At 61.7% G+C, this 13057-nt stretch carries 18 protein-coding genes; 17 read left to right on the top strand and 1 reads right to left on the bottom strand.

Features of this window, described 5'->3' with window-relative positions:
* Positions 1–7: 7 nt before the first annotated feature.
* From fusA to ARTB_RS21620, 3 genes are all read left to right on the top strand, one after another.
* Positions 8–2122 carry an elongation factor G gene (gene fusA / locus ARTB_RS13705; RefSeq protein WP_028275119.1) on the top strand — a complete coding sequence of 705 codons (2115 nt, stop codon included), beginning with the start codon at positions 8–10 and terminating at the stop codon, positions 2120–2122.
* A gap of 267 nt (positions 2123–2389) precedes the next feature.
* A complete protein-coding gene (tuf, locus tag ARTB_RS13700; protein ID WP_018773660.1) occupies positions 2390–3580 on the top strand; it encodes an elongation factor Tu in 1191 nt (396 codons plus the stop codon).
* 144 nt (positions 3581–3724) lie between these two features.
* Positions 3725–3850, top strand: a complete 126-nt coding sequence (locus ARTB_RS21620; protein ID WP_256860042.1) for a hypothetical protein — start codon at positions 3725–3727, stop codon at positions 3848–3850.
* Between the two features lie 16 nt (positions 3851–3866).
* On the opposite strand, the gene ARTB_RS13695 is transcribed toward ARTB_RS21620, so the two are convergent.
* The gene (locus ARTB_RS13695) at positions 3867–5291 is read right to left on the bottom strand and encodes a GH1 family beta-glucosidase (protein ID WP_243181087.1); all 1425 of its coding nucleotides are present in this window, start codon (positions 5289–5291) and stop codon (positions 3867–3869) included.
* A gap of 489 nt (positions 5292–5780) precedes the next feature.
* On the opposite strand from ARTB_RS13695, the gene rpsJ reads away from it, so the two are divergent.
* The 14 genes from rpsJ to rplE all read left to right on the top strand — a co-directional run bounded on the left by rpsJ (position 5781) and on the right by rplE (position 13016).
* Entirely contained in the window at positions 5781–6089 is a 309-nt protein-coding gene (gene rpsJ, locus ARTB_RS13690; protein ID WP_003803825.1) for a 30S ribosomal protein S10, read from the top strand.
* A gap of 17 nt (positions 6090–6106) precedes the next feature.
* On the top strand, positions 6107–6757 hold the full coding sequence (gene rplC / locus ARTB_RS13685; RefSeq protein ID WP_003803812.1) for a 50S ribosomal protein L3: 651 nt from the start codon (positions 6107–6109) through the stop codon (positions 6755–6757).
* A 4-nt stretch (positions 6758–6761) separates the two neighbouring features.
* The gene (gene rplD / locus ARTB_RS13680; protein WP_028275117.1) at positions 6762–7382 is read left to right on the top strand and encodes a 50S ribosomal protein L4; all 621 of its coding nucleotides are present in this window, start codon (positions 6762–6764) and stop codon (positions 7380–7382) included.
* Complete coding sequence (gene rplW / locus ARTB_RS13675) at positions 7379–7684, top strand: 50S ribosomal protein L23 (RefSeq protein ID WP_018773664.1); 306 nt, start codon at positions 7379–7381, stop codon at positions 7682–7684. The genes rplD and rplW overlap by 4 nt, the downstream gene beginning before the upstream one ends.
* A gap of 29 nt (positions 7685–7713) precedes the next feature.
* The gene (gene rplB / locus ARTB_RS13670; protein WP_026266473.1) at positions 7714–8553 is read left to right on the top strand and encodes a 50S ribosomal protein L2; all 840 of its coding nucleotides are present in this window, start codon (positions 7714–7716) and stop codon (positions 8551–8553) included.
* Between the two features lie 12 nt (positions 8554–8565).
* Positions 8566–8847 carry a 30S ribosomal protein S19 gene (gene rpsS, locus ARTB_RS13665; RefSeq protein WP_018773666.1) on the top strand — a complete coding sequence of 94 codons (282 nt, stop codon included), beginning with the start codon at positions 8566–8568 and terminating at the stop codon, positions 8845–8847.
* A gap of 38 nt (positions 8848–8885) precedes the next feature.
* Entirely contained in the window at positions 8886–9251 is a 366-nt protein-coding gene (gene rplV / locus ARTB_RS13660) for a 50S ribosomal protein L22 (RefSeq protein WP_003803798.1), read from the top strand.
* Entirely contained in the window at positions 9252–10094 is an 843-nt protein-coding gene (gene rpsC, locus ARTB_RS13655; protein WP_028275116.1) for a 30S ribosomal protein S3, read from the top strand. It abuts the gene before it with no gap.
* Positions 10095–10511, top strand: a complete 417-nt coding sequence (rplP, locus tag ARTB_RS13650) for a 50S ribosomal protein L16 (RefSeq protein WP_018773668.1) — start codon at positions 10095–10097, stop codon at positions 10509–10511.
* A 2-nt stretch (positions 10512–10513) separates the two neighbouring features.
* Positions 10514–10843, top strand: coding sequence for a 50S ribosomal protein L29 (rpmC, locus tag ARTB_RS21615; protein WP_018773669.1), 330 nt, complete (start codon positions 10514–10516; stop codon positions 10841–10843).
* On the top strand, positions 10840–11148 hold the full coding sequence (gene rpsQ / locus ARTB_RS13640; RefSeq protein WP_018773670.1) for a 30S ribosomal protein S17: 309 nt from the start codon (positions 10840–10842) through the stop codon (positions 11146–11148). The genes rpmC and rpsQ overlap by 4 nt, the downstream gene beginning before the upstream one ends.
* Positions 11149–11703: 555 nt before the next feature.
* Positions 11704–12072 (top strand): 50S ribosomal protein L14, encoded by a 369-nt coding sequence (gene rplN / locus ARTB_RS13635; protein ID WP_003803789.1) that lies wholly within the window; start codon positions 11704–11706, stop codon positions 12070–12072.
* A gap of 3 nt (positions 12073–12075) precedes the next feature.
* The gene (rplX, locus tag ARTB_RS13630; protein ID WP_018773671.1) at positions 12076–12435 is read left to right on the top strand and encodes a 50S ribosomal protein L24; all 360 of its coding nucleotides are present in this window, start codon (positions 12076–12078) and stop codon (positions 12433–12435) included.
* Entirely contained in the window at positions 12435–13016 is a 582-nt protein-coding gene (rplE, locus tag ARTB_RS13625) for a 50S ribosomal protein L5 (protein ID WP_018773672.1), read from the top strand. Before rplX ends, rplE begins: the two co-directional genes overlap by 1 nt.
* The last annotated feature ends 41 nt before the right edge of the window (positions 13017–13057 follow it).

The raw sequence follows: 13057 nt of genomic DNA, 5'->3' as shown, positions 1-13057 counted from the left end.
AGACACCGTGGCACAGGACGTGCTTACCGACCTTAGCAAGGTCCGCAATATCGGCATCATGGCCCACATCGATGCCGGCAAGACCACTACTACCGAGCGCATCCTGTTCTACACGGGTGTGAACCACAAGATCGGCGAAACGCACGACGGCGCTTCGACGACTGACTGGATGGAACAGGAAAAGGAACGCGGCATCACCATCACGTCTGCCGCCGTGACCTGCTTCTGGGAAAACAACCAGATCAACATCATCGACACCCCCGGCCACGTTGACTTCACGGTCGAGGTTGAGCGCTCCCTGCGCGTCCTCGACGGCGCAGTCGCCGTGTTCGACGGCAAGGAAGGCGTGGAGCCGCAGTCCGAGACTGTTTGGCGCCAGGCTGACAAGTACAACGTTCCGCGCATCTGCTTCGTCAACAAGATGGACAAGCTCGGCGCTGACTTCTACTTCACCGTCGACACCATCATCAGCCGTCTCGGTGCCAAGCCGCTCGTCATGCAGCTGCCGATCGGCGCCGAGAACGACTTCATCGGCGTCGTCGACCTCCTCTACATGCGTTCGCTGGTCTGGCCCGGCGACGCCAAGGGTGACGTCACCATGGGTGCCAAGTACGAGATCCGCGAGATCCCTGCTGACCTCCAGGCGAAGGCCGAAGAGTACCGCGCAACGCTCATTGAGACCGTTGCCGAGTCCTCCGAGGAACTCATGGAGAAGTACCTTGAGGGCGAAGAGATCAGCATCGATGAGCTCAAGGCCGGCATCCGCAAGATGACGATCAACTCTGAGATCTACCCGGTCTTCTGTGGTTCTGCATTCAAGAACCGCGGCGTCCAGCCCATGCTCGACGCTGTGGTGGACTACCTGCCGAACCCGCTCGACGTCCCGCCGATGATCGGTCACGATCCCCGCGACGAAGAGAAGGAGCTTACCCGTAAGCCCTCCTCTGAAGAGCCCTTCTCCGCACTGGCGTTCAAGATCGCCGCGCACCCCTTCTTCGGCCAGCTGACCTTCGTCCGCGTGTACTCCGGTCACGTGGAAGCAGGCTCGCAGGTGGTCAACTCCACCAAGGGCAAGAAGGAGCGCATCGGCAAGCTGTTCCAGATGCATGCCAACAAGGAAATGCCCGTCGACGGCGCTACCGCCGGCCACATCTACGCAGCGATCGGCCTCAAGGACACCACCACGGGCGACACCCTGTGCGATCCGGCCAACCAGATTGTCCTCGAGTCCATGAGCTTCCCGGAGCCCGTGATCTCGGTTGCGATCGAGCCGAACACGAAGGGTGACCAGGAGAAGCTCTCCACGGCCATCCAGAAGCTCTCCGCTGAGGACCCGACCTTCCAGGTCTCCCTCAACGAGGACACCGGCCAGACCATCATCGCCGGCATGGGCGAGCTCCACCTGGACATCCTGGTGGACCGCATGCGCCGCGAATTCAAGGTCGAGGCAAACGTTGGCAAGCCGCAGGTTGCTTACCGCGAAACCATCAAGCGTGCTGTAGAGCGTCACGACTATACGCACAAGAAGCAGACCGGTGGTTCCGGCCAGTTCGCAAAGATCCAGATCGCGATCGAGCCGCTGGACACCTCAGGTGGCGAGCTGTACGAGTTCGAGAACAAGGTCACCGGTGGCCGCGTTCCGCGCGAGTACATCCCGTCGGTCGACGCCGGCATCCAGGACGCGCTTAACGACGGCGTCCTGGCCGGTTACCCGGTTGTCGGCATCAAGGCGACGCTGATTGACGGCGCTTACCACGATGTTGACTCCTCGGAAATGGCGTTCAAGATCGCCGGCCGTATGGCTTTCAAGGAAGCCGCACGCAAGGCGAACCCTGTCCTGCTCGAACCGCTGATGGATGTCGAGGTCCGCACCCCTGAGGAATACATGGGTGAAGTTATCGGTGACCTCAACTCCCGCCGTGGCCAGATGCAGTCCATGGAAGATGCCCAGGGCGTCAAGGTTATTCGCGCACACGTCCCGCTGTCCGGCATGTTCGGCTACATCGGTGACCTGCGCTCGAAGACCCAGGGCCGCGCTGTGTACTCCATGACGTTCAACAGCTACGCCGAGGTCCCGAAGGCAGTCGCCGACGAGATCATCCAGAAGAACCGCGGCGAGTAGTCCCCAGGACGCCTCGCAGCAACAAGAAACTCGGGTGCGTCTCCGCCAGCGGAGACACATCTGGTGCAAGCGGCCGGACTCCGGTCAGCTGTAGTCCGGCCAGGCCGGAGTTCGGCCGCCTGCACGAACAGGCTCTAGGCACTAGCATTAGTACCTGAATCTGCAATTTCATCAATCCAAAGCCCCCCAAGTAGACTTACTGGAGTTTCTGCCGCGACAAGCGCGGCCGAAGGGTAAGTCAATTTGAAAACGTTCTAGGAGGAACCTGTGGCAAAGGCAAAGTTCGAGCGGACTAAGCCGCACGTTAACATCGGTACCATTGGTCACGTTGACCACGGTAAGACGACGCTGACGGCCGCCATTTCCAAGGTGCTGTACGACAAGTACCCGACTCTCAACGAGAAGCGTGACTTCGCGTCGATTGACTCTGCTCCCGAAGAGCGTCAGCGCGGCATTACCATCAACATCTCCCACGTTGAGTACCAGACCGAGAAGCGCCACTACGCACACGTAGATGCTCCGGGTCACGCTGACTACATCAAGAACATGATCACCGGCGCTGCTCAGATGGACGGTGCAATCCTCGTGGTTGCCGCCACTGACGGCCCGATGGCTCAGACCCGCGAGCACGTTCTGCTCGCCCGCCAGGTTGGCGTTCCCTACCTGCTGGTCGCGCTGAACAAGGCTGACATGGTTGACGACGAAGAGCTCCTCGACCTCGTTGAAATGGAAGTTCGCGAGCTGCTCAGCTCGCAGGGCTTCGATGGCGACGAGGCTCCGGTTGTTCGCGTTTCCGGCCTGAAGGCCCTCGAAGGCGACCCCGTCTGGGTCAAGTCCGTTGAGGACCTCATGGCTGCTGTCGACGAGTCCGTTCCGGACCCCGTACGTGACCGTGACAAGCCCTTCCTGATGCCGATCGAAGATGTCTTCACGATCACCGGCCGTGGCACCGTTGTTACGGGCCGCGCCGAGCGTGGAACCCTCGCCATCAACTCCGAGGTCGAGATCGTCGGCATCCGCCCGGTCCAGAAGACCACGGTTACCGGTATCGAGATGTTCCACAAGCAGCTCGACGAAGCATGGGCCGGCGAGAACTGTGGCCTCCTGCTCCGCGGTCTGAAGCGCGACGATGTCGAGCGTGGCCAGGTTGTCGTCAAGCCGGGTTCCATCACCCCGCACACCGACTTCGAGGCTAACGTCTACATCCTCTCCAAGGACGAAGGCGGACGTCACAACCCGTTCTACTCCAACTACCGCCCGCAGTTCTACTTCCGCACCACGGACGTAACCGGCGTTATCACCCTGCCGGAAGGCACGGAAATGGTTATGCCCGGCGACAACACTGAGATGACCGTTGCGCTCATCCAGCCGATCGCAATGGAAGAGGGCCTCGGCTTCGCTATCCGCGAAGGCGGCCGCACCGTTGGTTCAGGACGCGTCACCAAGATCATCAAGTAATTACTTGCCGATCTGATGCTTTGCCCCTGATCAGCCAGCCGTCTGGCAGCTGACCAGAGGATCGGGAACAGCCCCGCTGCACTTGCAGCGGGGCTGTTCCTTTTAAGTTCCTGATACCTTTGCAGGAAGGGAAGGGAGTTCACCATGGGCTGGTTCATTTTTCTACTGATCGCCGCCGCGGTCGTCGTCGCGTTCTTTTGGGCGAAGAGGCACTTCCGCCAGGAGATCGAGCGCGCCAAGCGCATCAATAGGTCCAACCGCAACCAGTAGCGGGGCCGGGCGGGGCTCAGGCCCGGCGTGCCCGCGCGAGGGCCTGGTACCAGTAGTACGAGTCTTTCGGCGTGCGCTTGAGGCTCGTGAAATCGACGTGCACCAGGCCGAAGCGCTGCGAGTAGCCTGCCGCCCATTCGAAGTTGTCCATCAGCGTCCAGACGTAATAGCCGAGCAGTTCGACGTCGTGTGCCACGCCCCCGGGGGAGGTGGCCTCGACCGCGTGGCTGAGGTGTGCAGCGAGGTAGCTGATCCGGCCGGCATCGGGAATGGGGCCGGTAACGTGGTCGGGTTCGGGGAAGCTCGCCCCGCTCTCGGTGATGTAGAGCGGCGGCAGCGAAGACCCGTACCGGTCCTTCAGCTCCCGGAGCAGGATCCCCAGGTGGTCCGGAGCGACCGGCCAGCCGAATCCCGTGCGTTCGTACTCCGGGAACGCGGCCATATGGAACGGGACTTTCAGCATCGCCTCCGCGGTTGCCGAGGGGCTGTCGACGCCGCGTCCCGTGGCCACCTTCACGGGGTAGTAATAGTTCAGGCCGTAGAAATCCAGCGGCTGGTGGATCGTGGCCAGGTCCGCGTCGCTGATGCTCCGCATTGAACGGAACCACGGCCGGGCGATCAGCGGCAGCCGGGGAAAGCGGCCCAGGAGGATCGGGTCAGCGTAGAGCCGGTTCAGCACGAAGTCGAACACCCTGGCCAGCATCCTGTCTGTTGGCGAACCGGAAGCAGGCCGGACCGGGGAATGCAGGTTCGCGACCCCGACGGCGCCGGCGACGCCCTCCGCGCGCAGCGCCTGAACCGCCAGCCCGTGCCCCAGGAGCTGATGCCGCACCGACGGCAGGGCATCGAAGAGCAGGCCGCGGCCGGGCGCGTGCACGCCCAGGGCGTAGCCGTTCAGGGTAACCGAGGCGGGCTCGTTCAGCGTCACCCACTGCGCCACGCGGTCGCCGAACCGCTTGCCGGCGGCCGCGCTGTACTCGGCGAACCGTTCCGCCGTCGAACGGTTCATCCAGCCGCCCCGGTGTTCGAGGGGCAGCGGCGTATCCCAGTGGTAGAGAGTGGCCATGGGGGAGATGCCGGCGGCGAGGAGCCGGTCGATCAGGCGGTCGTAGAAGTCCAGGCCGGCCGCATTGAAGCGGCCGCTGCCCTCGGGCTGGACCCGCGGCCACGAGATCGAAAAGCGGTAGGAATCGATCCCGAGATCGCGCATCAGTTCGATGTCTTCCTCGGCGCGGTTGTAGTGGTCGCAGGCCACGGCGGGGGAGTGCCCATGCAGGATGTTGCCGGGCTTTTCGGCAAAGGCGTCCCAGCCGGAGGGCCCGCGGCCGCCGGCGGCAAGGCTGCCCTCGATCTGGAAGGCCGCGGAGGAAACACCCAGGGTGAATCCGGGGCTCAGGCGTGCGGCGAGGGCCTGAACTGCTACAGAGTCCTGCACAGTCATGCCCCTATCATCCATTCGACGGCGATTCAGGACAATGGCCCTCCGGCAGTGATTGCACTACTGCGACTGCAGTACGTTGCCTGTTCGGCTGCACGGCTGCGCTTGCACTACTGCGATTGCAGTACTGTGGCTGCACGGCCGCGCAAAGGGGCTGATTCGCTTCTGCCCGCAAATTCCGGCATACTAGATGAGTTGTTCAAGCGCTCTTTCGCGTCCCGATCCGGATAATGCCGGATGCCAGGGTCCAAGTGAGAGACCAAACATAACCCACTCCCCATGGAATTGCGGACGCGTACGTGTGAAAACATGCGACACGCCCGACCGCGGGGGTCGGTTGCGTCGGCAGGTTGAGGAACCCGGATCCTTCCGGATTCAGCTTGTGCGGCGGGTGGTAGTCACGACTTCAAATGCTTCGGCAGCCATACAACTAGTAAGTGAACAGGGCAGCCCTAATCAGGGGAAGCACAGACTGAAAGAGAGTCAGGCGACATGGCGGGACAAAAAATCCGCATCCGGCTGAAGTCATATGACCACGAGGTCATTGACGTTTCAGCACGGAAGATCGTTGAGACGGTCACGCGCGCAGGCGCAACTGTAGTTGGCCCCGTGCCGCTGCCGACGGAGAAGAACGTTTACTGCGTTATTCGCTCTCCGCACAAGTACAAGGACAGCCGCGAGCACTTCGAAATGCGCACGCACAAGCGTCTTATCGACATCATCGACCCCACGCCCAAGGCTGTTGATTCGCTCATGCGTCTCGACCTGCCGGCCGACGTGAACATCGAAATCAAGCTGTAGGGAGGTGCTGAGAGACTATGACCGCAACCCGTAACGTAAAGGGCCTGCTGGGCACGAAGCTCGGCATGACCCAGGTCTGGGACGAGAACAACAAGCTCATCCCCGTCACTGTGGTCCAGGCTGACTCGAACGTCATCACGCAGCTGCGCAACGCAGAAACTGATGGCTATGTCGCCGTTCAGATCGGCTACGGCCAGATCGATCCCCGCAAGGTCACCAAGCCGCTGGCTGGTCACTTTGAAAAGGCAGGCGTCACGCCTCGCCGCCACGTCGTAGAACTGCGCACTGCAGATGCTGACTCTTACGAGCTGGGCCAGGAGCTCTCCGTAGAGCTCTTCGAAGCCGGCCAGAAGATCGACGTCGTTGGCACCACCAAGGGTAAGGGCTTCGCCGGTGTTATGAAGCGTCACGGCTTCCACGGCGTTGGAGCTTCCCACGGTGCCCACAAGAACCACCGTAAGCCCGGTTCTATCGGTGGCGCATCCACCCCGAGCCGCGTCTTCAAGGGCATGAAAATGGCCGGCCGCATGGGCGCCGTTCGTCACACCACGCTGAACCTCACGGTCCACGCGGTTGACGTCGAGAAGTCGCTGCTCCTGATCAAGGGCGCCGTCCCCGGCGCCCGCGGCCAGGTCGTACTCGTACGCACCGCCGTGAAGGGAGCCTAGTTCAATGACTAGCACTGTCAAGGTTGACCTGCCTGCAGAGATCTTCGACGTACAGACCAACGTGCCGCTGCTGCACCAGGTCGTCGTTGCCCAGCTCGCTGCTGCTCGCCAGGGTACCCACAAGACCAAGACCCGCGCCGAGGTTTCCGGTGCAGGTCGCAAGCCGTTCAAGCAGAAGGGCACCGGCCGCGCCCGTCAGGGTTCCATCCGTGCTCCTCACATGACCGGTGGTGGCGTTGTCCACGGCCCCACGCCGCGTGACTACAGCCAGCGCACCCCCAAGAAGATGATTGCTGCTGCACTGCGCGGCGCACTCTCGGACCGCGCCCGCAACGGCCGCGTTCACGTCGTTGCTGACCTGGTTGCCGGCTCCACGCCGTCCTCCAAGGAAGCACTGGCAACCCTGCGCGGAGTTTCCGAGCGCAAGAACCTGCTCGTTGTCATTGAGCGCGCCAACGATGTTGCTGCACTGTCCGTGCGCAACCTCGAGGAAGTTCACGTTCTGTACGCAGACCAGCTGAACACCTACGACGTTCTCGTTTCCGACGACGTAGTCTTCACCAAGGCTGCCTACGAAGCATTCGTTGCTGACAAGGTTGCAAAGAACGAGGAGGATGCCAAGTGAGTGCAGCCACCATCAAAGACCCGCGCGACGTCGTGCTTGCACCCGTTGTCTCGGAAAAGAGCTACGGCCTGATCGACGAGGGCAAGTACACCTTCCTGGTGGACCCCCGCTCGAACAAGACCGAGATCAAGCTGGCCGTGGAGAAGATTTTCTCCGTCAAGGTCGAATCGATCAACACCATCAACCGTGCCGGTAAGCGCAAGCGCACCAAATTCGGCTGGGGTACCCGCAAGAACACCAAGCGTGCAATTGTGAGCCTCAAAGAAGGCACTATCGACATCTTCGGCGGTCCGCTTTCATAGCGGAGACCACTTTAACGAGGAAATAAATTATGGGAATCCGTAAATACAAGCCGACTACCCCGGGCCGTCGCGGCTCGAGCGTAGCGGACTTCACTGAAATCACGCGGTCGACGCCGGAAAAGTCGTTGGTACGTCCCCTCCCGAAAAAGGGTGGCCGTAACAACTCCGGTAAGATCACGACCCGTCACAAGGGTGGTGGACACAAGCGCCAGTACCGTCTGATCGACTTCCGTCGCCACGACAAGGACGGCGTCAACGCCCGCGTTGCCGAAATCGAGTACGACCCGAACCGCACGGCTCGGATCGCCCTCCTGCACTACGTTGATGGCACCAAGCGTTACATCATCGCCCCGAACAAGCTGTCCCAGGGCGACTTCGTAGAGGCCGGCGCCGACGCTGACATCAAGCCCGGCAACAACCTTCCGCTGCGCAACATCCCGGTCGGTACCGTAATCCACGCAGTCGAACTGCGTCCGGGTGGCGGCGCCAAGATGGGCCGCTCCGCCGGCGCATCGATCCAGCTCGTTGCAAAGGAAGGCCGTTTCGCCCAGCTGCGTCTGCCTTCCGGCGAAATCCGCAACGTTGACGTGCGCTGCCGCGCAACCGTCGGCGAGGTCGGCAACGCCGAGCAGTCGAACATCAACTGGGGCAAGGCCGGCCGTATGCGGTGGAAGGGCGTTCGCCCGACCGTCCGTGGTGTCGCCATGAACCCGGTTGACCACCCCCACGGTGGTGGCGAGGGTAAGACGTCCGGTGGACGTCACCCCGTCAACCCGAACGGTAAGCGCGAAGGCCGCACCCGCCGTCCCAACAAAGAGAGCGACAAGCTTATTGTTCGTCGCCGTCGTACTGGCAAGAACAAGCGATAGGAGCCTGGACACATGCCACGCAGCCTGAAAAAAGGTCCTTTCGTTGACCAGCACCTCTTTGTAAAGGTAGCCAGGGAAAACGAAAAGGGCACCAAGAACGTCATCAAGACCTGGTCCCGCCGTTCGATGATCGTCCCCGACATGCTCGGCCACACGATCGCCGTACACGACGGACGCAAGCACATCCCCGTGTTTGTCACTGAGTCGATGGTCGGGCACAAGCTCGGCGAATTCGCTCCCACGCGGACATTCCGCGGCCATGTCAAGGACGACCGTAAGGGCAAGCGCCGCTAGGCGCCTGCACTTACGTCAAAGACGAGAGAAGGAAAGCAATGGAAGCCAAGGCAATTGCGCGTCACATCCGCGTAACGCCTATGAAGGCCCGGCGCGTCGTCAACCTTGTTCGTGGTAAGCAAGCGAATGAGGCTCTGGCAATTCTGAAGTTTGCCCCCCAGGCAGCTTCGGAGCCGGTATTCAAGGTAGTTCAGTCGGCAATCTCCAACGCCCGGGTCCTCGCGGACCGCGACGGCGTGGCGTTTGACGAAGGTGACCTCATCATCAGCGAAGCGTTTGTTGATGAAGGCCCGACCATGAAGCGGTTCCAGCCGCGAGCCCAGGGTCGTGCATTTCAGATCAAGAAGCGCACGAGCCACATCACCGTGGTAGTCGCTACCCCGGAGAAAGAGGAGGCTCGCTAAGTGGGACAGAAAGTTAACCCGCACGGGTTCCGACTCGGCATCACCACCGATCACGTATCGCACTGGTTCGCCGACAGCACCAAGGCCGGCCAGCGGTACAAGGACTTCGTTCGCGAAGACATCCGTATCCGCCAGCTCATGTCCACGGGCATGGAGCGCGCCGGTATCGCCAAGGTCGAAATCGAGCGCACCCGCGACCGTGTCCGCGTGGATATCCACACGGCACGTCCGGGCATCGTCATCGGCCGCCGCGGCGCTGAAGCAGACCGCATCCGCGGCGAGCTTGAGAAGCTCACGGGCAAGCAGGTTCAGCTGAACATCCTCGAGGTCAAGAACCCCGAGATGGAAGCCCAGCTTGTTGCCCAGGGCGTTGCTGAGCAGCTGACTTCCCGCGTGGCTTTCCGCCGTGCGATGAAGAAGGCCATGCAGTCCGCACAGCGCGCCGGTGCCAAGGGCATCCGGATCGCTTGCTCGGGTCGACTGGGCGGCGCAGAAATGTCCCGCTCGGAGTTCTACCGCGAAGGCCGTGTGCCCCTGCACACCCTGCGTGCGAACATCGACTACGGCTTCTACGAGGCCAAGACCACCTTCGGCCGCATCGGCGTGAAGGTCTGGATCTACAAGGGCGACGTCACTGCCAAGGAACTGGCTCAGCAGGCAGCTGCTGCTCCGTCCCGTGGCCGTGCCGGCGACCGCCCGGGCCGCCCGGGTGGCGCCGACCGTGGTGACCGCCGCCGTCGTCCCGACCGCCCCGCAGCCGAGGCAGCACCTGCCGCCGAAGCTCCGGCTGTCGAAGCCGGTGCCGCAGGCACGGCACAGTCAGTAGAAGGAGGACAGGCTTAAATGCTTATCCCACGTCGAGTCAAGCACCGTAAGCAGCACCACCCGGGTCGTTCCGGCGCTGCTACGGGCGGCACCCAGGTCTCCTTCGGTGAGTGGGGCATCCAGGCGCTGAGCCCGGCCTACGTCACGAACCGTCAGATCGAATCTGCCCGTATCGCGATGACCCGCCACATCAAGCGTGGCGGAAAGGTCTGGATCAACATTTACCCGGACCGTCCGCTGACGAAGAAGCCGGCCGAAACCCGCATGGGTTCCGGTAAGGGTTCTCCGGAATGGTGGGTCTCAAACGTCAAGCCGGGCCGGGTTCTCTTCGAACTCTCCGGTGTCAGTGAAGAGGTAGCTCGCGAGGCCCTGCGCCTGGCAATCCACAAGCTGCCGTTGAAGGCACGCATTGTGCGTCGCGAAGGTGGTGAGTAGAAATGGCAGTAGGATCCAAGGAACTTGCATCCGCACAGCTGGACGGTTTCGACAACGAGCGTCTCGTTGAAGAACTCCGCAAGGCCAAGGAAGAGCTGTTCAACCTGCGTTTCCAGTCCGCCACCGGTCAGCTGGAGAACCACGGTCGTCTGCGCGCGGTAAAGAAGGACATCGCCCGCATCTACACCGTTCTCCGTGAGCGCGAGCTCGGCATTCGTGCCGAGGTTGCCGCACCGGTTGTGGAAGCCAAGGAAGAGAAGAAGTCCAAGAAGGCTGCAACCAAGAAGGCTGAGAAGGCTGAAACGGTTGAATCCGAGGAGGATGCCAAGTGAGTGAAAAGGACGAGAACGTGACGGAAACTGTTTCCGACGCAGCCAAGGCTGACGAGCGCGGTTACCGTAAGACGAAGCGCGGCTACGTCGTCTCGGACAAGATGGAAAAGACCATCACTGTCCAGGTCGAAGACCGCGTGAAGCACGCCCTCTACGGCAAGGTCATCCGCCGCAACGCCAAGATCAAGGCTCACGACGAAGAGAACAGCGCCGGCATCGGCGACCTCGTGCTCCTCGCCGAGACCCGCCCGCTGTCCGCTACCAAGCGGTGGCGTCTGGTCGAGATCCTCGAGAAGGCCAAGTAACACCTGCACCTGTTTGCCTGGTGATACAGCAGAAGCCCCCGTTCCCCTTTGGGGAGCGGGGGCTTCCGCGTTGCCGGCAGCCGCCGCAGCCGGCAGCCTGAGACCGGCGGCAGCCGTTTACCCTGCTCGTCAGGCAGAGCAGCCTTTGGGGGCTTACGACGCCGGCGGGCCGGGTTCCCGGGATACGCGGCGGCGGACGGGCCCACAGCCTGTCCGGCGGAACGGGGTAACGGCTTCGCGGCTACGGGGGAGGGGTGTGCAGGTTCCATGGCTGTGATATGGGGATACGCCCAAAACGTGCTAAGATTTTGAGTTTGTATGGCGCCTTTTGCGCGCCGTCATCAACCTCGTAAACAATCGTGCCACGGCATAGTGCCCCCTTGCGCCCCGACTCGTCGGGAACCGCCTGGGAAGCAAATGTTTTTGGCACGGGCGTTTAGGCCTGGTCTGGCAAAATCCAGGCAGGTCAAGAGACACCCCGATCAACCGTTCCGCAAGGCTCATTCCGTAGGAAGATTTTCGGTCTGAGAACCAGCGCGACGCAAGGAGTAAATAGTGATTCAGCAGGAGTCGCGACTCAAGGTCGCCGACAACACGGGTGCTAAGGAAATCCTTACCATTCGCGTTCTCGGTGGATCTGGCCGTCGCTACGCAGGCATTGGCGACGTAATCGTCGCTACCGTCAAGGACGCAATTCCGGGCGGCAACGTAAAGAAGGGCGACGTCGTCAAGGCTGTCATCGTCCGTACCAAGAAGGAACGCCGCCGTGCGGATGGTTCCTACATCAAGTTTGACGAGAACGCAGCCGTCATCCTGAAGAACGACGGTGACCCCCGCGGTACCCGTATCTTCGGACCGGTTGGTCGTGAACTTCGCGACAAGAAGTTCATGAAGATCGTTTCTCTGGCTCCGGAGGTGCTCTAGTCCATGGCTAAGATCAAAAAGGGTGACCTCGTTCAGGTCATCACTGGCGCCAAGGCTGAGCGCGGCGGCGACAAGGGTAAGCAGGGCAAGGTTCTGCGCGTATACCCGGAGACCAACCGCGTGTTGGTTGAAGGCATTAACCGCGTAACCAAGCACACCAAGGTCGGTCAGTCGCAGCGCGGCACCAAGACCGGTGGCATCGAGGTCGTCGAGGCTTCGATCCACATCTCCAACGTGGCTCTGGTTGACCCGTCCACCAAGAAGCCCACCCGCGTCGGTTTCCGCACCGAGACCGTTGAGCGCGATGGCGTGAAGCGTGAAGTGCGCGTCCGCGTGGCCAAGAGCTCAGGGAAGGACATCTAATGACTGAGACTCTCGAGACTCCGGCAAGCAAGATCGTTCCTCGTCTGAAGACCAAGTACGCCGATTCCATCAAGAACACGCTGACTGAGGAATTCAAGTACCAGAACGTCAACCAGGTTCCCCGCCTGGTGAAGGTCGTTGTGAACATGGGTGTTGGAGATGCCGCCAAGGACTCCAAGCTGATCGACGGCGCTGTCCGCGATCTGACCCTGATCACCGGCCAGAAGCCGCAGGTAACCAAGGCCCGCAAGTCGATCGCACAGTTCAAGCTGCGCGAAGGCATGCCGATCGGTGCACACGCAACTCTGCGTGGGGACCGCATGTGGGAATTCCTGGACCGTCTGGTCACGCTGGCCCTGCCGCGTATCCGCGACTTCCGTGGCCTCAGCGGCAAGCAGTTCGATGGCAACGGCAACTACACCTTCGGTCTGACCGAGCAGGTTATGTTCCACGAGATCGACCAGGATTCCATTGACCGCGTTCGCGGTATGGACATCACCGTCGTGACCACTGCCAAGACCGACGACGAAGGCCGCGCGCTGCTGAAGGCGCTTGGCTTCCCGTTCAAGACCGAAGACTAATCTAGCTACGTAAAAGGTCCGCCCGCGCTCCTTTCCGAATT

Source organism: Arthrobacter humicola (assembly GCF_022803015.1).
In the GTDB taxonomy this organism is placed as follows: Bacteria; Actinomycetota; Actinomycetes; order Actinomycetales; family Micrococcaceae; genus Arthrobacter; species Arthrobacter humicola_A.
The sequence above is the reverse complement of the archived record's forward strand: the minus strand, read 5'-3'. Positions and strand labels throughout refer to the sequence as shown.